Below are 19060 nucleotides of genomic sequence, written 5' to 3'. Positions count from 1 at the left end.
CCTACCGGTAGGAAACCTTTCACGGAATGGTCTGAACGCGCCAGCACTGCAGGCCGCGGCTGCCGCTACCCATGACGACCACGCCGCCTACCAGGCACAACTGAGGCACTGCTGCCCGGGTCACGGGCACAAGCCGCTGTCTTCAGGTCAGGCTAGTGCTGTCATACCTGCCCCGTCGCCAGAGTGACAGCGATGACCCTAGTGCGAGCCCTCGGCGCTCCACAACGGTCGTCTTGCCATGCAATCCAAACGTTTCCCGCTCTTGATCGATCATACGGAATGCTCGCTCAAGTAGTTCAAGACCCGCGCACTGATACGAAGATCCGCTCTAGCGCAGGCTGCCGTCGTGGACAGACCAGCCGCGGGCCGTCATCGCCTCGACGTACGGCTCGGCTCGTGTGCGGTGCGCGGCGAAGGCGAGCAGGTGAGTGGGGCGGGTGGCGCCCACGAAGACGAGTTGTGCCGCGCGCTGGATCGTGACCAGGGCCTTGGATGCGTCCTGCTGTCGGCTCAGGAGTCCGAGGACCTCGTGTACGTCGTGCTTCTTGCCGCTGCGTTCCAGGCATTCGAGGATGAGTGTGGCCGCGTGGGTTTCGCCCTTGGCGCTCTGGATCGATCCTGCAACCGACGCCACTACACCCTGGTCGGCATCAGCCGACGCATCGAGCACGGGCGCTGGCTGGGCGACGTACGGGATGTGGGCAAGGGGATCTGCGAGGCGGGCGACACCTTTCAAGGGGCTCTGAGTTAGGTCCGGCAGCAGCCGCAGAAGCCGGGCGGTGAGGACTGCCCATTCGACGTGGCTATCGAGTGGGCTCGTCAGCAGATCGTGCAGAAGCAGGCGTGCGCGGCCTCCGGCGGTGGCCGGGTCTCGGTCCAGTCGCCTCAGCGGGGGCAGACCGCCGACACTGGCGAGTCGGGCCACGTCACGGATTGCGTTCCACAGGAGTGTGATCGCTGCGTGGTTGTCGCCGGATCGCCGCTGGGCCTGGGCGGCGCGTGTCGTCGTAATGAGACTGCCGGTTGTCTGGACAGGCGTGGTGGTGAAGCCGGGTACGTAGCAGGAAAGGGATTGGGGAAAGGCCTTGGCGCTTCCCCGCGTGAGGCGGGCGCCCAGCACGCGGGGCGGGTTGTCCAGCAGCAGCTGGCGGGGCACCGTAGCGGCTGCCATCCGTTCGAAGGCCGGTACGACCTCGGCGACGGTGTCGTCGTCGAAGAGCAGCAGGGCAACGGTCCCCTCATGGCCGGCGCCGTCGATGCGTTGGCGGCGGTGGACCGTGAGGTCGCTGGCAAGTGCTGCGATCTTGCTGCCGAACCGGCGGCTGACGGGGAGTTGGGCGGCGTGCGGCAGCGGGAACGACGAAGGCTGTGCGGCATCCGGTGCGTCGGCGAAGATTCGCTGGTTGATGTCACCCACGCGCTGGACGACCGCACCCGGCGGGCCGAAGACCTTGTCGAGCAGGCGTTGCTGGAGATCGCTGGTGTCCTGCATTTCGTCCAGGAGGACGAAGGGGAAACGGTGGGCGGCGGCCAGTGCGAGCTGGGGGTGATGAAAGAGGTGGTGCTCGGCGAGGGCGAACATGTCGTGGTAGCGGAAGACGCCTCGCTCGGTGAGCGTTTCCTTGAGCGCGGCGAATTGTTGGCCACTGTCGCTGGATGCTTTGAAGGGCGGGGTGCCGTCAGGTCCTGTCGCGATCAGGTCTCCGGCGTCGCAGACGTAGCGGGCCTCGGCGACGAGTGCGGGGCCGTTCGTGCGGTGCCCGAGTGCGGTGTTGAGTTTCCGGAACCGGGGGTGGCATTCGAGCAGCCGGAGGGCCTCGTCCGCGTAGGCCTGGTCGTCTACGGTCTGGACTTCAATGCCCCGGGACCGTAGGGCCGGCAGGGCGAGGAAGGTGTTGGTGAAGGCCTGGATCGTGCCGATGAAGTGCGGGTACTGCAGCAGGCGGCGTCCCGCCGGTGTGGCGGTGAGGCGGTGGGTGATCTCGTCCTTGGCCGTGTTGGTGTGGGACAGGACGCAAATACCGTGTGTGGGCGAGGCCCATGCCTGGCCCAGGAGGGCGAGCTTGAGGCCGATCAGGCTGGTCTTGCCCGAGCCGGGAGCTGCCTGGAGGTCCAGGGATTCCGCGCTCTGGATGAAGTTCCACTGTTCCTGGTGCGGCAGGTCGAGGCCGAGCTGCTGGGCGAGGGCTTCGACCTTGTCCTTGATGAAGGCGTCGGGCGCGTAGAAGGATGTCATCGCTCAGACCTCGCTGCACAGGTACGTGAAGGCGGCCACGAGGTAGGGCGGCAGGTCTTCATCGGTCACGGGCGTGCTCTGCAGCAGCCGGGCCGCGTGATGGGCGGTGATCGGCTTACTGCCCCGGCCCATGCGCAGCGGCTCGTAGATGTCCAAGGCCGCCTTTTCCAGGGGAACGTTGCTCTCTCGCCACTTCTTGACCTCCTCCTGGGCCAGTCGGTCCAGGTCGGCGAGTCTGTCCGCGGTGGGCCAGGTGGTCTTGGAGGCGACAGCGGCACGAACGGCCTGGTGCATCAGGGTCGCCATGGTCCAGGAGCCGGCGGCCAGGTCGTACTCCAACGTCCAGTGGTCGGAGACGAAGGTGCGTACGTGGCCGCTATCCTCCTCTTTCAACCCTGCGACGTGTTTGTCGATCTCTTGCTTGGTCATCTCCGCCGAGCACTTCAGCTTCTTGCGCATCTCCGCGGAGGTACCGGCTGGAACCAGGTCCCGGTCCCGGATGCAGGCCACGGCGACCGGTATCTGCTCGCCGTCGCGCTGGAAGATCCGGCTGTAGCGGAAGAGACCGACGCCGCCGACATTGACGACGCTGACGCCGCATTCGCTGAAGGACCGGCCGACCGCCTGTGCGAGGGCGGGCAAAACGATGGCTTCGGCGTCGCCTTCGACGATGGCGACGCTGCGGGCGAAGAACAGGTTGGCCTTGGTCACGTCGAGGAAGCGGGTGAGGAAGGAGTAGTCGCCCTCGTCGAGCTGGGTCAGGCCCGGTGCCAGGCGGAAGGTGGATCCGCGGGCGACGAGGGTGAGGTGTTCGACCGGGATGGCCGAGGCCAGGTTGGGGCTGTGGGTGGTGAGGATGACCTGGACCGGCGGCGTCTCCGCTGTGTTCGCGGTCTCGGCGCGATCCCGCAGGAGGTCCATGATGCGGGTCTGCAGCTGCGGGTGGAGATGCGCTTCGGGTTCCTCGATCAGCAGCAGGGGCGCGAAGGCGCTGTTGCCGAGCAGGAGCAGTTCGGCCGCCATGAACAGGGCGTTGTTGTAACCCAGGCCGTGCCGGGTCCACTCCCCGGTACCCGCGAACAGCGTGAGCTCCAGCCGCTCCAGCGCACGGGCGAGTGTGGCATCGCCTGCGACGCCGATCTCACCGCGCAGGACGTCGGAGCCGATGGAGAACTTCTGCAGGTAACCGGTGTTGATGTCGTCCCGGGCCGTCTTGACGGCCTCGTTGTCGCTGATGTGCCGTTCCGCGCGGCGCAGGATCCCGACCAGGGTGGTCGCGCTGCCGGTCGCCTCGTCGAAGTCGTCCTCACCTTGTGCGCGCATGGCCGGGTAGCCGGCCAGGATTTGCGACAGCCGTGATCCCCGGCCGGAGCGCAGCTCCGCCTCGGCATCCCGCAACGGACGCAGGTAGGTGGCTTTCAGCAGTTCACGCGCGGCACCGTCCAGGGCTGGCCCCTGCCCATCGCGGCCGGTGCGCGTGGTCACCGCGACGCGGTGGGGCCGCAGCGGATCCATCAACTCCGCCTTGACGGTGACATAGAGGGCGACGTTGCCCTCATCGTCCGTGGTCAGCAACTCAAGGAAGACGGCTTGCTCCTCCGTCGTGAGGCCCTTGAAACCGCAGGTGATCTTGAAAGTGCCCGCGCGGCCGTCCGGTCCGACGTGGAAATCGTCGCGCGTGATGCGGTAGAAGTCAGCCGCGGTCGTCAGCAGGCACAGGCGGATCGCATCGATGATGGCCGTTTTGCCGCTGTCGTTCTCGCCGACGAGGACGTTCGTGGCCGGACCGAAGTCCAGGCTCAGGCTGGCGTCCTTGTCGCCGTCCTTCTGCGGCGCCGCGCCGAAGATCCGGAAGTTCTCCGCGTACAGGCAGGCAAGGTACAACGACGTCCCCCGAGCGGTGAGGCCCGAGCCCCGGATGGCCCAGGCGGCAGCGACCGCATCAAGTGCCCTACTCTGTGCGGTTCTGACGCATCATACGATTCATCACAACTCTTGGGCCTCGTTAGGAGAATCCGCTCCCAAAGCTGGAAATAGACAGCAAAGGGCCCCGACCCGGCTATAAGCCCAGGCCAGAACCCAGGGGCGCTGTGTAACAGGCTGCGCCCAGGCCGTCGGACGAGATCCTAATGTGGCTGGCCCTGACAGCAGGCAGAAACGTTCGGGCCGGCCCCATCTACCGTGGGGCCGGCCCGTTGTCTTGCGGTGCTTCAGGACGGGATCACAGATCGAGCAGGAAGTCGAAGTCCGTGTCCTTCGCTCCGAGCAGCCACGCCTTGGCCTCGGCCGGGGTGAAGACCTGGGGGAGGCGATCGGGGTTCTGCGAGTCACCGATCAGGACGTACCCGTCCTTGACGGCGACGCGCACGCAGTTCCCGCCGCCGCCGCTGTACTTGGACACCGTCCATTCGACCGACGACAGGTCGAACGAGGACGGGTCCGGCTTCGCTGTCACTGTTCTAGCTCCTTGATCCTTTTCTTGAGGCGCATGCGCGTCTCGTCGGGGTCCAGCGCCCGCTCCCACAGGGTGGTGAAAGTCGCGGTGTAGCGCTGCACATCATCCTCCCCGTCGAAGTACAACGAGCTGACCATCGTCTCAACCCACACGACCTGGCGGGCGGCCTCAGGGAAGGCCATCAGGACGAACGGGCCCGCAGACCCCGGATGCAATCCGACGGTGCCCGGCAGGATACGGATGGTATTGCGGGGGTCTTCGGACTCCTCCAGAACTCGCTCCAGCTGCCGCCTCGCCACGACGAGATCATCGACAGCGACGTGGAGCGCATGCTCATCCACCAGGGCGCGGAACTCAGCGAGTGCACCCTCTCGCACCTGCTGCTGGCGGTCCATGCGAACGTCGACGAGTGCCTTGACCTCGGAAGGACGCAGATCGGGCCGCATCTGGGCGATGACGGTGTAGGCGTAGTCCTCGATCTGGCAGAGCCCCGGCCAGATGTCCCGTTCATAGTTCGACAGCACAGCGGCCCGGCGCTCCATCTTCAGGAAGCCCTCGAACTGCATGGGCCCCAGCAAGTGGGCGTTGCGTCGCCACAGGGCAGGACGTGGTCGACCGGCCGGAGTGGTGTCCGCCCCCAGCAGTGCCAGGATTTCTGAACGCTCGGAGTCGCTGGCCTTGTAGACCTCGAGCAGCGCCTCGACGAGATCCCGGGCCAGACGTCGACGCTGCCCTCGTTCGAGTCGGCTCAGCCCACTGTTGTCGATCTTGACTTCGCGCCGGCGCAGCACTTCGTGGCCAGCGACGTCGCCCTGCGTGAGGCCCCGGCGTTCGCGCAGTTCCTCCAGGCGCAGGCCGACTTCACTTAGGGTCAGCGACCACGGCGTCTTCGCTTCTGGCATGGTGGCCAGTCTGACGGCTCCCCGCGCTCCCTACAAGCAATATGGTCGCGCAATTTGCTCGACCATATTGCTAACCGCTTAGCCTTGGGAGCATCCTAGCCAGGGTCACGAAGTGTGCAGCGCCCGTCGCCATGCGTGGATGTCGTTCCGCTGCCCTGCTGTCCGCACACGCCCAGGGAGGGGCCGCCGCGATGCGTCGGACGCTGTTCAGCCTCCTGTTGAAGAAGCAGAACCTCACCACCTGGGAAGTGTTCTGCGTGCCCTACACGGCCACCGGCCGGGAGCTCACCCGCGAGACCGGCAACCGCCGCCTCGCCACGGTCAGCCTGGGGCGCACCACGTTCGACCGATGGTCCTCCGGCCGCTGGTACGGCCGACCCCGCGGTGAAGCTGCGCAGATCTTGGAACGCATGTTCGGGTATCCCGTTGATGTTCTGTTCAGCCCGGCGCCCGATTCTAGCGAGTCCCCGGTGGCTGTGGGGTCGGTGGGAACGCAGATCGGGTCCCGCTGGCCCACCTCCAGCATGCTGATCCCTGCGGGCGGCCCCGCAGGCACCTGGGAGATCACCGGGCGCCACCGTCTGGACGGGACGAGCGCCGCAGTGCACCTTCTCCCAGTCATGAGGCGGGGCGAGGAAGTGAACCCCGACGACCTGAGCAAGGACGACCAGCGCAACCTGGAGGGGTTCTTACGGCCGGCGCGCCGGGGATTCATCGTCGGTGTCGCCGAGCGACAGGACGATCTGGAACTGTACGTCCGTGAAGCTGCGTCCGCCCGCAGGCCGGGCCAGCCGGGATCGCAGTCCGCCGGAACCCTGTCGATTCCCACGGCCTACCTCCTGGACGACCTCACGTACGGCATCGTCTGGGCACTCACTCAACTCGACGATGGCCTTCTGGCCGACGACCAAGTCCTCGACAGCGAGTGGCACCTCATCAGTACCTACCTTTCCCTGCCGAGATCGGCGCCCAGCCAGTTGCTCGTCGACCTCACCGCAGCGGGCAGCAGCTGGATGGGGTCTGCGTTCTGCGCCCAGCACATCCAGCAGGAACTGGCCAACGCCACGGCGGTGCCGACCTTCTGGACACGCGAGCAGAGTGGGGAGGAAGCCGCCCCATGGCTGTTCTTCAAGCACAAGCTCGACTACCTCCAGGCACTCACCCGCTTCCGCAGCGCTACGACGCCAACCATCCGGGTCTTCTGCGTACCCGAAGCCGAAGTCCCGCAATCCGAGCCGTACGAGAGAGTCCTGCTCATGTTGGCGGTCGCTCTCATGGAACGCTTCGGGATCCAGGTGCGGGTGATACCGAAGCCGGAGTACGCGGAGGTGGACGGCGTGGCCCTGGTCCCCGGGCAGCGAGCCGTCGTGGCCAACTGGGTGCGGGTTCCGGGCGGGGCGCTCTGGGCCGCCGACAGCACGTCAACTCGGGGCGACCTGCGCACGTACGCGGCTGCGTTCGCCGACGCGCAGGGCAACGATGTCCTGTCGGGCGCCGAGGACTCGGCGAGCCGCCTGCGGGCGCTCTCGGGCTATCTGGGCCTGAACTGGGAGTGGTTGACGTCCCGATGCCGCTCGCTCGGTGAGTACGGTGTCGCCGGACTCGTTCGCCCGCGTAGCCGCCTGCTGACAGTGAACGCACTCGATGAGACCCTGCTCTTCCTCGGCAAGCTCGCGTCCGACCAATGAGACCTGTCCACGTCGCCTCCAGGCATGAAAGGCCCCTCGTGTCCTCCGCTGACCGTGCCCCGCACCGCTCCGTTCTCGTCCTGGCTCTCGGCGGCACCATCGCCATGACACCCACCGCCTCGGCGTCCGGGGTCACGCCTACTCTGACCGGCTCCGATCTAGTTGCCGCCGTACCTGGCCTCCAGGACATTGCGGTCACCGCGGAGGACTTCCGGAAACTGCCCGGTGCGTCCTTGACGAACAGCGACATCGTCGACTTGGTGGGCCGACTGGAGCATGCCAACCGTGAAGGCGTCGACGGGATCGTGGTCACCCAGGGCACCGACACCCTGGAGGAGACCGCGTTCCTGACCGACCTCTACTACTGGGGCAGCGCGCCGGTGGTCTTCACCGGGGCCATGCGCAGCGCCGCGTCAGCAGGTGCCGACGGCCCGGCGAACCTCCTGGCCGCCGTGCAAACAGCCACGTGCACAAGGGCACGGGAACATGGTGTCCTCGTCGTCCTGGGCGACGAGATCCACGCCGCCCGGCACGTCCGGAAGATGCACACCACCAGTCCGGCCGCCTTCAGTTCCCCGGCGACCGGCCCTCTCGGGCACCTCGTAGAGGGAACAGCACGGCTCCAGCACCCGCTGCAAAGGATCGGGCCCGTCTCGCTGCCGCTCAGCGCCCCATCCGAGGTGGAGGTCGTCACCGCGTCCCTGGGCAGCAGCGGAATCCTGCTGGAAGGGCTGGAGGGCAAGGTCTCCGGGCTGGTCGTGGCAGCCTTCGGCGTCGGCCACGTCCCCCAGACGTGGGTTCCACGGCTCGAATCGCTGGCGGCCTCGATGCCCGTCGTCCTCGCGTCACGCATCGGGACCGGGCCCGTCCTCACCTCGACCTACGCCTTCCCGGGCTCTGAGAGCGACCTGCTGTCCCGGGGCCTGATCGCCGCTGGCACGCTCGACCCGTACAAGGCCCGGCTACTCCTGATCGCCCACCTGGCCGCAGGAACACCGCGCCCGGAGATCGCCAAAGCCTTCCTCGACTACCGCTGATCCCCCACCACCAGCACGAAGGACGCCCCCGACGATGCGCTTCGCCCAGGTCCGTTCCGGCCGGCAGTTCGTTCTCGCCCTCGACCACGGGGAGGACCTCCTTGCCGGACTCACGCGGTTCTGTGAGGACCAGGGCATTCGGTCCGGATACATCCCGACGTTCGTCGGCGGGTTCCACTCGGCGCGCCTAGTGGGCTCCTGCGAGCCCCTCGCTGAGCCCGAGGCCCCGTTGTGGGAGGAGATCACCGTCCAGACAGTTGAGGCGCTCGGCGGCGGGACACTCGCGTGGGACTTGGAGAAAGACTGCCCGGCACCTCATATTCACGTCGCGGCTGGCATCAAGGGCGCGTCGGCCGACGGGCGGGTATCTCACCTGCTCGGCGCGAAGGTGCAGTTCATCTGCGAGATCCCCATCGTTGAAATCCTCGGCGACGCGGCGGGCCCGGCGCTGACCCGACGCCGCGATCCGAACCTGTACGACGTCCCCCTCCTTGGCTTCGGCACGGGCAGCTGAGGACGGAGAGCGCGATGCGCAGGGCGATCCGCTTCCCGAAGGTGGTCGAGGCTCGGCGCATGCGCGTCTACGAGACGTTCACGGTGCGCTTCGAGCGGGCTGCCAAGGAGGTAGCCCGGCTGGACGGTGACCCCACTCTCGCCTCCGTGTACGTCTCCCGCTCCACCTGGGACCGGTGGATGGTCGGGGACATCAAGGGGCTGCCGCGGCGCCCAACATGCCGGGTCCTGGAGCACCTGCTCGACGAGACGGCCGAGCAACTGTTCGGGCCAGCCGAGCCGAACGCCGACCAGCCGACGGAGACTCGGGCAGCGGCAAACGGCGAAGGCTCGCGGGGAAACGTCGGGTTGTCGCCGCACGTCGCCGCTATGGAGTCTTTCCGGCTCGCGGACCGCCAGCTCGGCGGCGGCCACGTCTACCGATCTGTGGTGCACTACCTCAACACGGCTGTCGCCCCGGCCCTCTTCAGCGCGGCGGACCAGCGTGAGAACGGCGAGGTGGTGTTCGGGGCGGCGGTCGTGCTCACAGAGATGGCGGCGTGGATGGCTCACGATGTCGGACGGGACGACCTGGCCTCCGGGCACTTTGACCGCGCGCTGCGTCTGGCGCAGAGCCTTGTAGACGTGACCGCAGGCGCGAACGTGCTGGCGGGCATGAGCCACCTGGCTCTGCAGACCAAGCAGGTGAACGCCGCCGCCGACCTCGCCCGCAGCGGCCTGGCACGACTTGCCGCCGGTCCCATGGTCCCGGCTCTCTCAGCCCGCCTCCACGCCATGGAGGCCCGCGCGCTCGCCCAGCTCAATGAGGGTCGCGACGCCCAGCGGGCTCTCGACTCAGCACGCGATGCCTTGGCACTTACGCATTCCGTTCCGGCTTCACATTGGGTGGCACCGTTCGACGAAGCAGCGCTGGCCAGCGAGGCAGCCTCCGCGCTGCTGGATCTCGGCGCGCTCGACGCCGCGGCCAAGGATGCGGAACGGGCACTGGCGCTACGCGACGCAAGCCGGGTCCGGAGCAAGGCGTTCGGGCAGGTCACGCTGGCGCGGGTCTTGCTGGCGCAAGAGCAGGTCGATGCGGCCTGCCAGATCGGTGTGGAGTTGCTGACCGCCTGTCAGTCGGTGACCTCTCTGCGGCTGAGTAGTCAACTCGACTCGTTGCAGTCTGAATTTGATCGGTACCGCCAGGTGCCCGAGGTCCGAGACCTGCTCTCGCGTATGGCTGCCACTGCTCAGCATCGTAGATTGCTGCTCGGCAGTCTCGCGCTACCGGAAGGCCCGCAGTGAACGATGCTCCCAGGCCGGGAGACCCCGGCCGCAACGCCTACCTGGCCGAAGGCAATGCCAAACAGGCCCGGAAGCGAGCGGCTGCCGATGCCTTGGTTCGAGACGGGGACGGTCGACTGCTTCTGGTGAACCCGACATACAAGGATGGGTGGGACCTTCCCGGGGGCATGGCCGAGGCCAACGAGCCCCCCGATGCCGCTCTTCGCCGGGAGCTCCGCGAAGAGCTCGACCTCGACATCACCAGCCTGCGGTTCCTGTGCGTCGACTGGGTCGAACCGCATGGCCCGTGGGACGACTACCTCGGCTTCGTCTTCGACGCCGGCGTGCTGTCGCCCGAAAAGGCCACCAAGCTGAAGCCCTACGACGAGGAAATCTCCGAGCACGGCTTCTTCGACGTCACTGAAGCGCTGCGTCTGCTGCCGGACCGGCAGCGTGTCCGAGCGCAGCAAGCCCTGCAGGTGCTCGACGACGGAATTCCGCGCTACCTCCGCAACGGGGTGCCCTGCTGAGCGGGAACGGCTGCGCGCCCGTCTCGGCTGGTCACCGTCGAGAAAGTGCGGTCCGCGATAGGACTCATCGTGCTTCGGATGCGGTGGAATACCTCCTCGATCACCGTCAACTCCTTGCTGCACAGGGGCTGGCCGAGAGAGTCGAAGTATCGGCCGACTTGTTGCCGATCGCCCACGCCGACAACCACCACGGCATTCTGCACCTGGTGGAGGATGAACCGTAAGGCCACCCGGAGAAGGGCATCAGCGGACGAGCCAAACCGGTTGGACAGGACTGCGAGCCCATGCGTGACAGCTGCTGTCTGCACCTCCGCTCGGTCGGCCGCCAGGCCCTCCGTCCGTGGGCGGCAGCCAGCAAGGACGCCATGGGCCAGTGGAGAGGCGATCAGCAGGCTGGCGCCGCGGCGTGCGGTGAATGCGCCGAGGTCCTCGCCGTCTCCGATGTCTGCCAGCGGGAGAAGGCCACTCGCCTGCGTCCAGACCACGTCAGGGCGGATCTGGTCGAAGAGGTCCAGGAAGCGGCGGATAAAGCGGACCGAGGAATGGCCATCCGGGCCGCGCAGACCGATCGCTCGTATCTGGCCGAGATCCCGTAGCACGTGCATCTGCTCGACGACTGGGCCGAGGTAGCGGTCGCCGTTTCCGAAGTCGTACGACTCAAGGGTATAGACGGCGAGTTCGTCGAGGTAGAGGTTCTCCAGAGTCTGTTCGAGCTGGTGCCGCACACGAGGGCCGGCGTACGGGTGGGGAGCGGAGCTGCAGACCCGGCCGACGGTGCTGGACACCTGCACATTGTGACCCGGGTTCTCCTTGAGGATCTTGCCGATGAGCCGCTCGGCGTGGCCATACCGGTGGCTGTCTGCCGTGTCGATGAGGTTCACACCGGACTCCACGGCGCGGCGCAGCCCGCCGAGCAGTTGCGCGTCGTCCGGCTGAGCGGCGGTCGGAGCCCACCGAGAGGTGCCTGTACCAATACCCAGAGGGCTCAGTAGCAAGTCCCGGGCTACGGGGCGGTGGGAGAGGTCGTTCGGCAGCATCAGTATGTGTCACCCGCTCGATGCAGGAAGACCGCGACGATTCGTTTCCCCGTGTCGTCGTGCTGAACCCGCCAGGCACTCGCCAGCGCGTCCACCAGGAACAGACCTCTCCCGTTCACATCGTCGTCGGCGGCCCGCACCGGATTTCGTGGCACCGCTGCCGTGTCCTGGCCGCCGTCGCGGACCTGAATCACCGTTCCCCACGGGTACAGATCGAGAGAGATGCCGAGGGCCCCTCCAGCGTGCTCGATGGCGTTGCCAACCAGCTCGTCAGCCACCAGCACCACGTCGTCCTTGTACTCCTCGTCAGAGGTCTCCGGAAACGCGCTGCGGACTATGCGGCGGGCGGCGCTCTGCGGCTCGTCGAGGCCGCGAAGGTCGAGCGCGGCATGCTTCACAGGACCACCGGCGGCACGGCCTCGGCCGCGTGCCAAAGCGGTACTGGTGGGACCAAGCACGGGGATCACTCCTCGCTGCATTCACGATGCCCGGGGGAACGGACTGGCAAGTCCTGGTGAATACCGTCGCCCATCACTCAGCGATGGCGACAGCGAAAACGCCCCCCACTTCTCCCCACTTCGTGGCCGGGCACACGAGCCTCCCGAGACCGGACGACAGCCATAGAGGGCAGGGTCCGCATAAAAGTTCGGGATTTACGCAGTTCCCGCAGCACCGAGACCATCAACCAAGATGCCTTCTGCGCCCCGGTTCCGATCACGCCTTGAAGCCGACAGGAACCGCGAGAACGGCTCTTAGCTGGCAGAACGCCATAGGGGCACCCTTCAACCCCACCATCACGCCGCGAGCGCAGTTATCACCGTTCGAACGTTCCGGTCAAGCACTTCTAGCGAAGTGGGGTGAAGTGGGGACAGCGCGGCTGATCTCTAGCGACGGGCACTCACACAAGCCCTAGCGTGCCAACTGATGACCAAATCAACCGCTTTTGTCCGTGGAGTTAGCGGAGGGTGTGCGGTTCCCGACTACATCCGCCGACACCGAAGTGGGGAGAAGTGGGGGTCCGTTTTCGCTACCGGCAACACCCCCGAGGGGCAACGCTATTCACGGCTTCACACAACGCCAGGCACACGCCATTCGACTGGGCAGCACCTCCGCTCGCCCATCGCCCCCTAAGACCCAGGCGAGTTCGTACTGGTGGACTGCGGCCGCCACACAAGCACCACAATCAGCCACCGACCAATTACAAAGTGCAACGCAGGCATGTCGGACTCGCCCAGCCACACCCTTCAGAAGGAGGTTGTTGATGAGACGCCCCGCCTTCGAACTCTGCGTAGCTGAGAGCTCTTTCGAGGCTCAAATTCACCGTTGGCCCAATCACACCCAAGCCCAGTTGGCCTGATGTGAAGAGGAGTTGTGTCATGTGGCTTCCGCTGCCTCCCGGTCGAGACGCCCGCCAGCGCGTTGCCGCGAACAGACAGGGTGGTGGCGGTACCGGACTCCGCACCGAGGCAGAACAGTCGCTCCCCGCTCCGGTAGCCACCGAGCCCCTCTGACCCACAATTCCCGGCCGCTACGGCAGCCCCGATACCGCCCCCGATCTGCGGGGCTCACGGAGATCCACACGATGAAACGGCTTCCGCGCATCGAGCAGTACGGCCTGATCGGCGACATGCAGACCAGCGCCCACGTCTGCGATGACGGTTCGATCGACTGGCTGTGCCTGCCCCGCTTCGACTCGCCGGCCCCGTTCCCGGCCCTGCTCGGTTCGGAGAAGCACGGGGCATGGCGCATAGCCCCCGCCGCCGCCTTCCAGGAGGGCTCCGCAGCAAGCGTCGAGCGGCGCTATGTCGGCGAGTCCCTCGTGCTGGAGACGGTGTGGACGACCTCCTCCGGCAGCGTGACGGTCACCGACTTCATGCCGCCACGCAACGGAGCGCCGCAGGTGATCCGGATCGTGGAAGGCACGACCGGTCAGGTCTTCATGGTGTCCGCGCTGCGCGCCCGCCCAGGCTACGGCCGAATCAGTCCGTGGGGCCACGAGGTGGGCGGGCGCATAGTGGCCGAGGGCGGCGAGGACGCGCTGTGGCTGGACACGGCCACTGAGCAGCGGGAGAAGAACGGGGCTATCGTCGGCTCCTTCACGGTCACCGCAGGCGACAGCGTGGCCTTCGTGCTGAGCTGGAGCCCTTCCCACGGCAGCCCGCCCGAGATCCCAGAGCCCGAAGCCGCGCTGGAGGCGACCCTGGCGTTCTGGGAGGACTGGACGAGCCAGTGCACCTACACCGGGCCCTACCGCGACGCCGTCCTCCGCTCGCTCATCACCCTGAAGGCGATGACGTACGCGCCCAGCGGGGGCATCGTCGCCGCGCCGACCACATCGCTGCCCGAGGAACTCGGGGGCGAACGGAACTGGGACTACCGCTACACCTGGCTGCGCGATGCCTCCACCACCTTGGCCGCACTGCTCGGGTCCGGCATCCGCCAGGAGGCCGGCTCCTTCCGCCGGTGGCTCCTGCGGGCGGTGGCCGGCGATCCGGAGAACCTGCAGATCATGTACGGCATCACCGGCCAGCGGGACCTGTCGGAGCGGGAGCTGGGTTGGCTGCCCGGATACGAGAACTCCGCACCGGTCCGGATCGGCAACCGCGCGGCCGACCAAGTGCAGCTCGATGTCTACGGCTACGTGATCGAGACCCTCTACCTCGCGCACGAGAGCGGCGTCGCCCACTGCGGCGACACTGCGGTCCTCCACCAGCGACTCGTTGAACACCTCGCCGAGCGGTGGCAGATGCCCGACGAAGGGATCTGGGAAGTCCGCGGAAAGCGACGGCACTTCGTCCACTCCAAGATCATGACCTGGGTGGCCGTCGACCGCACCATCCGCCTGATCGAGGCCGGCGCCATGGAAGCCGACATGTTCGCACTGATCGAGCTGCGCGAGGCCATCCACCGCGACGTGTGCACCCGTGGCTTCGACGCCGAGCGCAACACCTTCACCCAGTCCTACGGATCGCAGGAGGTTGATGCCGCCCTGCTGCTGATCCCCCGGGTGGGCTTCCTGCCACCGGACGACCCGCGCGTGGTCGGAACGGTGGAAGCGGTCCGCCGGGAACTGTCCACCCCCGAGGGCTTCGTGCACCGGTACCGGACCACCGGGAAGCGCACCGGGCTCGACGGCCTGACCGGTAACGACGGGACCTTCCTCCTCTGCTCGTTCATGATGGTCGACGCGCTCGCCCTGACCGGCCGCCTGGACGAAGCCCACGCCCTGTTCGAGCGGCTGCTGGCCCTGCGCACCGACCTCGGCCTGCTCGCCGAGGAGTACGACCCCACCAGCGGGCGGCAGCTGGGCAACTTCCCGCAGGCGTACAGCCACATCGGGGTCATCGGATCCGCGCTCCTGCTGCAGCAGCTTGGCGCGAGTGCGCCTACGGCCGACGCGGACGTCCTCGTGGCGGCGAGTGCCCGATGAACACGCCCGCCATCACCACGCTCGTCCTGCTCGCCCTCGCGGCCGTCATCGCCTCGGCAATGGTCTGGGTCACCCGTCGCCGCTGGCTCGCGGCACGGCACCAAGCACATCTGCTGACCCGAGAACAGCAGGCCATCGAGCAGGCCCTGGATCGGCTGGTCCACGAGGTGCTGCCGCAGATCCACACGGCCGGCGGCCGGGTTGCTCCGCCTGTTCTGCCGCCGGAGTTGACCGGCACCGCGGTCGGCGAGCGGCTGGAGCTCGTGGCCAAGGCCACTGCCGGCCTCGCCCAGGCCATCGTCCGTGACATCCGGTACGCCGCGCACCAGGAGATCGAACAGGTCAAGACACATGGGGCGGAGGAGCTGCGCCGTTCGCATACCGACGCGCAGGCCGAGATCGCCCGCGTGCAGGCGAACGCCGTGCGATCGACCGAGGCTGCGGTGCGCAGTGTGTCGTCGGCGCTGGTGGGTATGGCCGCCCGGACCAGCCGCAGGGTCAGCGAGGGGGTCCGGGCGCACCAGGACGACGCCGCCTTCGAGACGCTGACCGGGATCGACCGCACCGTCCAGCAGACGCTGCTGGTCGCACAGGGCTGGACCGTCCTGGCCGGCGGCAAGCTGACCCGACACTGGACCACCACGACCCTGACCGATGTGGTGCGGGCCGCGATGGGCTATGTCGAGGACTACCAACGCGTGGCACCGCAGGAGCTGCCCCTCGCGGTGAAGACCCGTGTCGTCGGGCCCGTGGTGCACACTCTCGCCCTCCTGCTGGACAACGCGCTGCGTTTCTCCCCGCCGATATCCCGTGTCCACGTCTCCTTCGAGCAGGGCCACCACGGGGTCACCGTCATCGTGGACGACAGCGGCCTGCAGATGACGCCTGAACAGCTCGACGAGGCCCGGGACGTCCTCTCCGGCCAGCGGAGCGACGACATCACACATCTCGGCGCCCTTCCCAAGACCGGCTTTCGGGTGGCCGCTGCTCTCGCGCGCGACTACGGCTTCCGGGTCGACGTCCAGGCGCCCAACGCGCTGCTGGGCACCCGCGCGCTCCTCACCCTGCCCGAGGACCTCCTCACCACCCTGGCCGAGGCGGCACCCGCTGCCGTACCAACCGCGCACAGCGTCCCGCAGGGCACGCTCGCACCCGTGCCGGAGAGCCGCCTGGCACTGGCCCCGCCCGTGCAAGAACCGCAGCCCGTCCCCGTCCCTGCGCACCCGCCGGCAGACGAGCGCCTCGATGATCCAGCCGCGGCCGGCACTACGGCCAGCGGGCTGACACGGCGCAACCGGCGCGGCACCCCGGCACCTGCTCCCGCCCGCCGCCCGGTCAACGCGGAGCCGGGACGCGCGAGCGTGATCGCCTCCTGGGCCCGCGGCACCCAGGCGGCACGCGCCGAACCTGACGCCGCCCCCTCCCTGACCCCTGACAAGCAAGGACACGAGGCATGAGCGAGAAGAACATCGGCTGGCTTCTGGAGCGCCTGGAGGAGACCGACGGCGTGGAGTACGCCGTGCTGGTCGCGGCCGACGGCATGAGCCCGGACTACACTCCCCGCCTCCAGCGGGAGCCGGCGGAGAAGATCGCCGCAATCACCTCGACGCTGTGGGCGGCGTCGCGGGCCTTCGACCGCGAGACGGGCGGCGGAGGCGTGCGCCAGTTCGTCATGGAGTCGGTCGACCACATCTCCCTGCTCATCCCGGCCGGCCAGAACACGATGCTCGCCGTCCGTACCAGCAGCCCCCACGTCGACGTCGGTGTGATCAGCGAGGCCGCCCTGCGGCTGGCGGGCAGCGTGGGCGACCAGTTGGGTGTCAAGACCCGGGTGACCAGCGGCGTGGAAGCCTCACCGGCATGAGCAGGCCGCGGCCAGATCCCGACCTGGTCAGGCCCTACGTCCGCACGGGCGGACGTACCCGCCCCGGCACGGACGTGCGCCTGGAGAGCGTGGTCTTCGCCGCGACCGGCACCCACCCCGGACTCCATGCCGACGGACGCCGCCTGCTGGCTCTGTTCGCCGGCGCCCGCGGCGGCGGTCTGGCCGTCGCGGAGATCGCCTCCGAACTCGCCCTGCCGCCCTCGACCACCCGCATCCTCGTCGCCGATCTCATCGGACTCGGGCTGATGACCCTCGCCCAGGGCCACGACGCCGAACGCCCTCCCGCCTCACTGATCGAAAGGGTCCTTCATGGCCTCCGCCGTCACGCCTGACCGGTTCGTCGCGCCAACGGTGACGGCGACCGCGAAGATCGTGGTCGCCGGAGCCTTCGGCGTGGGCAAGACGACCTTCGTCGGCAGCGTCTCCGAAGTGCCGCCCGTCCACATGGAAGAGACCATCACCCAGGCCAGCGCTCTGGTCGACGAACTGGATCGCACGCCGGAGAAGTCCACCACCACCATCGGCGTCGACTTCGGGCGCAAGCACCTCGGCGACGACTTGGTGCTGTACCTGTTCGGCACCCCGGGCCAGGCCCGGTTCCGGTTCCTGTGGGAGGAGCTGATCGTCGGCGCCCTCGGCGCCCTGGTCCTGGTCGACCCCCGCGACCTCGATGCCTCCCACGAGATCCTCACCCTCCTCGAAGAGGCCGAAGTGGCGTACGCGGTCGCGGTCAACGAGTTCGACGGTGCACCCTGCTATCCGCTCGCCGAGATCCACGAGGCGCTCGCCCTGGGCGGACACACCCCGCTGACCGTGTGCGACGCCCGCCAGCGGGCGTCGTGCATGCAGGCCCTGATCCAGCTCACCGAATACCTCGCACGTCTGGAGCCCCGACCGTGAGCACAGCACCCCCTCGCATCTCCCTGTACGAGCCGGACTTCGCCCAAGACCCGCACGCCTTCTACCAGCGGATGCGCGAGCAGTTCGGTCCCCTGGTCCCGGTGGACCTGGCGCCCGGAGTGCCCGCCACACTGGTCGTCGGCTACGAAGCGGCCCGCCGTATCCTCGGCGACCCACAGCGCTTCCCCGCCGACCCGCGCAGGTGGCAGGTCACCGTCCCGGACACCTGCCCGATTCGGCCGATGATGGAGTACCGACCCAACGCCCTGCGCTCCGCCGGCGCCGAGCACGCCCGCTACCGGGCCGCGAACACCGCCGCGTTGCAGGCCGTCGACCAGCACGCGCTGCGCGATCACGTCGAGCAGGTCGCTGCCCAGACCATCAGCGCCTTCGCAGCCGAGGGAAAGGCCGACCTGCTGGCCCAGTACGCCTGGCCGCTCGCCTTCCAGACGCTCAGCCACCTGCTCGGCTGCCCCGACGAAGTCGGGCGGCGGATCGCGGACGGCATGTCCAAGATCTTCGACGGGGTCAACGCCTCCATCGGCAACCAGATCCTCGCCCAGGCCGTCACCGACCTCGTCTCCCTGCGCCGGGCGCATCCCGGCGACGACGTGACCAGCAGGCTCCTCGTCCACGTCGCGCGGCTGAACGACACCGAGATGGGCCAACAGCTCATCACCCTCTACGGCGCGGGCATCGAACCGCTGACCAACCTGATCACCAACACGCTCCTGGAGATGCTCACCAACCCTGACTTCTCCGGGGATCTGCACGCCGGCGATGCCTCAGTCCGCGAAGCCCTGGACACGGTCCTGTACCGCGACCCTCCGCTGGCGAACTTCTCCATGAGCTACCCGCCCCGGCCGGCCGACATCGGCGGCTACCTGCTCCCGGCCGACGAGCCGGTGGTCATCAGCTACGCCGCCTGCAACAACGACCCCGACCTCGGCGGGCGCGCGCCGCTGGGCAACCGCGCCCACCTCGCGTGGGGCGCCGGCCCGCACAGCTGCCCGGCCAGCTCGCACGCCTACCTCATCGCCGAGGCAGCCATCCTCCACGTCCTCGACGCCCTGCCCGAGATGGACCTCGCCACCCGCCGCGAGGACCTCACCTGGCGCCCCGGCCCCTTCCACCGCTCCCTGGTGACCCTGCCGGTCACCTTCCCCACCAGCTGAGAGAGACCC

17 protein-coding genes are annotated in these 19060 nt (G+C 68.0%); 11 read left to right on the top strand and 6 right to left on the bottom strand.

The window, feature by feature from the left end; translation table 11 throughout:
* Positions 1 to 328: 328 nt before the first annotated feature.
* The 4 genes from ACZ4N4_RS45425 to ACZ4N4_RS45410 all read right to left on the bottom strand — a co-directional run bounded on the left by ACZ4N4_RS45425 (position 329) and on the right by ACZ4N4_RS45410 (position 5593).
* Positions 329 to 2236, bottom strand: a complete 1908-nt coding sequence (locus ACZ4N4_RS45425) for a UvrD-helicase domain-containing protein (protein WP_467600490.1) — start codon at positions 2234 to 2236, stop codon at positions 329 to 331.
* A 3-nt stretch (positions 2237 to 2239) separates the two neighbouring features.
* Positions 2240 to 4120, bottom strand: a complete 1881-nt coding sequence (locus tag ACZ4N4_RS45420; protein ID WP_467600487.1) for an ATP-dependent nuclease — start codon at positions 4118 to 4120, stop codon at positions 2240 to 2242.
* Between the two features lie 337 nt (positions 4121 to 4457).
* Positions 4458 to 4691, bottom strand: coding sequence for a DUF397 domain-containing protein (locus tag ACZ4N4_RS45415; protein WP_393844090.1), 234 nt, complete (start codon positions 4689 to 4691; stop codon positions 4458 to 4460).
* A complete protein-coding gene (locus tag ACZ4N4_RS45410; RefSeq protein ID WP_467600484.1) occupies positions 4688 to 5593 on the bottom strand; it encodes a helix-turn-helix domain-containing protein in 906 nt (301 codons plus the stop codon). The genes ACZ4N4_RS45415 and ACZ4N4_RS45410 overlap by 4 nt, the downstream gene beginning before the upstream one ends.
* 191 nt (positions 5594 to 5784) lie before the next feature.
* On the opposite strand from ACZ4N4_RS45410, the gene ACZ4N4_RS45405 reads away from it, so the two are divergent.
* Genes ACZ4N4_RS45405 through ACZ4N4_RS45385 form a run of 5 tightly spaced genes read left to right on the top strand, consistent with a single transcriptional unit; the run spans position 5785 to position 10624 of the window.
* Positions 5785 to 7281 carry a hypothetical protein gene (locus ACZ4N4_RS45405; protein ID WP_467600481.1) on the top strand — a complete coding sequence of 499 codons (1497 nt, stop codon included), beginning with the start codon at positions 5785 to 5787 and terminating at the stop codon, positions 7279 to 7281.
* Between the two features lie 38 nt (positions 7282 to 7319).
* On the top strand, positions 7320 to 8318 hold the full coding sequence (locus tag ACZ4N4_RS45400; protein WP_467600478.1) for an asparaginase: 999 nt from the start codon (positions 7320 to 7322) through the stop codon (positions 8316 to 8318).
* Positions 8319 to 8352: 34 nt separating this feature from the next.
* Complete coding sequence (locus ACZ4N4_RS45395; RefSeq protein ID WP_467600475.1) at positions 8353 to 8832, top strand: PPC domain-containing DNA-binding protein; 480 nt, start codon at positions 8353 to 8355, stop codon at positions 8830 to 8832.
* A 14-nt stretch (positions 8833 to 8846) separates the two neighbouring features.
* Entirely contained in the window at positions 8847 to 10115 is a 1269-nt protein-coding gene (locus tag ACZ4N4_RS45390) for a hypothetical protein (protein WP_467600472.1), read from the top strand.
* Entirely contained in the window at positions 10112 to 10624 is a 513-nt protein-coding gene (locus tag ACZ4N4_RS45385) for an NUDIX domain-containing protein (RefSeq protein WP_467600469.1), read from the top strand. Before ACZ4N4_RS45390 ends, ACZ4N4_RS45385 begins: the two co-directional genes overlap by 4 nt.
* On the opposite strand, the gene ACZ4N4_RS45380 is transcribed toward ACZ4N4_RS45385, so the two are convergent.
* Both ACZ4N4_RS45380 and ACZ4N4_RS45375 read right to left on the bottom strand, forming a co-directional pair.
* Positions 10597 to 11661 (bottom strand): aldo/keto reductase, encoded by a 1065-nt coding sequence (locus tag ACZ4N4_RS45380; protein WP_467600466.1) that lies wholly within the window; start codon positions 11659 to 11661, stop codon positions 10597 to 10599. The genes ACZ4N4_RS45385 and ACZ4N4_RS45380 overlap by 28 nt on opposite strands.
* Entirely contained in the window at positions 11661 to 12059 is a 399-nt protein-coding gene (locus tag ACZ4N4_RS45375) for an ATP-binding protein (RefSeq protein WP_467600463.1), read from the bottom strand. The genes ACZ4N4_RS45380 and ACZ4N4_RS45375 overlap by 1 nt, the downstream gene beginning before the upstream one ends.
* Positions 12060 to 13243: 1184 nt before the next feature.
* Between ACZ4N4_RS45375 and ACZ4N4_RS45370 the strand changes: the two genes are divergently transcribed.
* The 6 genes from ACZ4N4_RS45370 to ACZ4N4_RS45345 are packed head-to-tail and all read left to right on the top strand — an operon-like array spanning position 13244 to position 19051.
* Complete coding sequence (locus tag ACZ4N4_RS45370; protein ID WP_467600460.1) at positions 13244 to 15091, top strand: glycoside hydrolase family 15 protein; 1848 nt, start codon at positions 13244 to 13246, stop codon at positions 15089 to 15091.
* Positions 15088 to 16548, top strand: a complete 1461-nt coding sequence (locus ACZ4N4_RS45365; protein WP_467600456.1) for a sensor histidine kinase — start codon at positions 15088 to 15090, stop codon at positions 16546 to 16548. Before ACZ4N4_RS45370 ends, ACZ4N4_RS45365 begins: the two co-directional genes overlap by 4 nt.
* Complete coding sequence (locus ACZ4N4_RS45360) at positions 16545 to 16955, top strand: roadblock/LC7 domain-containing protein (protein ID WP_393844079.1); 411 nt, start codon at positions 16545 to 16547, stop codon at positions 16953 to 16955. Before ACZ4N4_RS45365 ends, ACZ4N4_RS45360 begins: the two co-directional genes overlap by 4 nt.
* Entirely contained in the window at positions 16952 to 17308 is a 357-nt protein-coding gene (locus tag ACZ4N4_RS45355) for a DUF742 domain-containing protein (RefSeq protein ID WP_393844078.1), read from the top strand. The genes ACZ4N4_RS45360 and ACZ4N4_RS45355 overlap by 4 nt, the downstream gene beginning before the upstream one ends.
* The gene (locus tag ACZ4N4_RS45350) at positions 17286 to 17876 is read left to right on the top strand and encodes a GTP-binding protein (protein WP_467600453.1); all 591 of its coding nucleotides are present in this window, start codon (positions 17286 to 17288) and stop codon (positions 17874 to 17876) included. Before ACZ4N4_RS45355 ends, ACZ4N4_RS45350 begins: the two co-directional genes overlap by 23 nt.
* Positions 17873 to 19051 carry a cytochrome P450 gene (locus tag ACZ4N4_RS45345; protein WP_467600450.1) on the top strand — a complete coding sequence of 393 codons (1179 nt, stop codon included), beginning with the start codon at positions 17873 to 17875 and terminating at the stop codon, positions 19049 to 19051. The genes ACZ4N4_RS45350 and ACZ4N4_RS45345 overlap by 4 nt, the downstream gene beginning before the upstream one ends.
* The last annotated feature ends 9 nt before the right edge of the window (positions 19052 to 19060 follow it).

Source organism: Streptomyces sp. NPDC026538, assembly GCF_055567535.1.
The sequence above is the reverse complement of the archived record's forward strand: the minus strand, read 5'-3'. Positions and strand labels throughout refer to the sequence as shown.

What these genes read in the sequence shown, in the direction of transcription:
- ACZ4N4_RS45360 (WP_393844079.1), top strand. Translation starts at nt 16,545, where the DNA reads ATGAGCGAGAAGAACATCGGCTGGCTTCTGGAGCGCCTGGAGGAGACC.
- ACZ4N4_RS45395 (WP_467600475.1), top strand. Translation starts at nt 8,353, where the DNA reads ATGCGCTTCGCCCAGGTCCGTTCCGGCCGGCAGTTCGTTCTCGCCCTC.
- ACZ4N4_RS45390 (WP_467600472.1), top strand. Translation starts at nt 8,847, where the DNA reads ATGCGCAGGGCGATCCGCTTCCCGAAGGTGGTCGAGGCTCGGCGCATG.
- ACZ4N4_RS45370 (WP_467600460.1), top strand. Translation starts at nt 13,244, where the DNA reads ATGAAACGGCTTCCGCGCATCGAGCAGTACGGCCTGATCGGCGACATG.
- ACZ4N4_RS45425 (WP_467600490.1), bottom strand. Translation starts at nt 2,236, where the DNA reads ATGACATCCTTCTACGCGCCCGACGCCTTCATCAAGGACAAGGTCGAA.
- ACZ4N4_RS45365 (WP_467600456.1), top strand. Translation starts at nt 15,088, where the DNA reads ATGAACACGCCCGCCATCACCACGCTCGTCCTGCTCGCCCTCGCGGCC.
- ACZ4N4_RS45380 (WP_467600466.1), bottom strand. Translation starts at nt 11,661, where the DNA reads ATGCTGCCGAACGACCTCTCCCACCGCCCCGTAGCCCGGGACTTGCTA.
- ACZ4N4_RS45410 (WP_467600484.1), bottom strand. Translation starts at nt 5,593, where the DNA reads ATGCCAGAAGCGAAGACGCCGTGGTCGCTGACCCTAAGTGAAGTCGGC.
- ACZ4N4_RS45405 (WP_467600481.1), top strand. Translation starts at nt 5,785, where the DNA reads ATGCGTCGGACGCTGTTCAGCCTCCTGTTGAAGAAGCAGAACCTCACC.
- ACZ4N4_RS45355 (WP_393844078.1), top strand. Translation starts at nt 16,952, where the DNA reads ATGAGCAGGCCGCGGCCAGATCCCGACCTGGTCAGGCCCTACGTCCGC.
- ACZ4N4_RS45350 (WP_467600453.1), top strand. Translation starts at nt 17,286, where the DNA reads ATGGCCTCCGCCGTCACGCCTGACCGGTTCGTCGCGCCAACGGTGACG.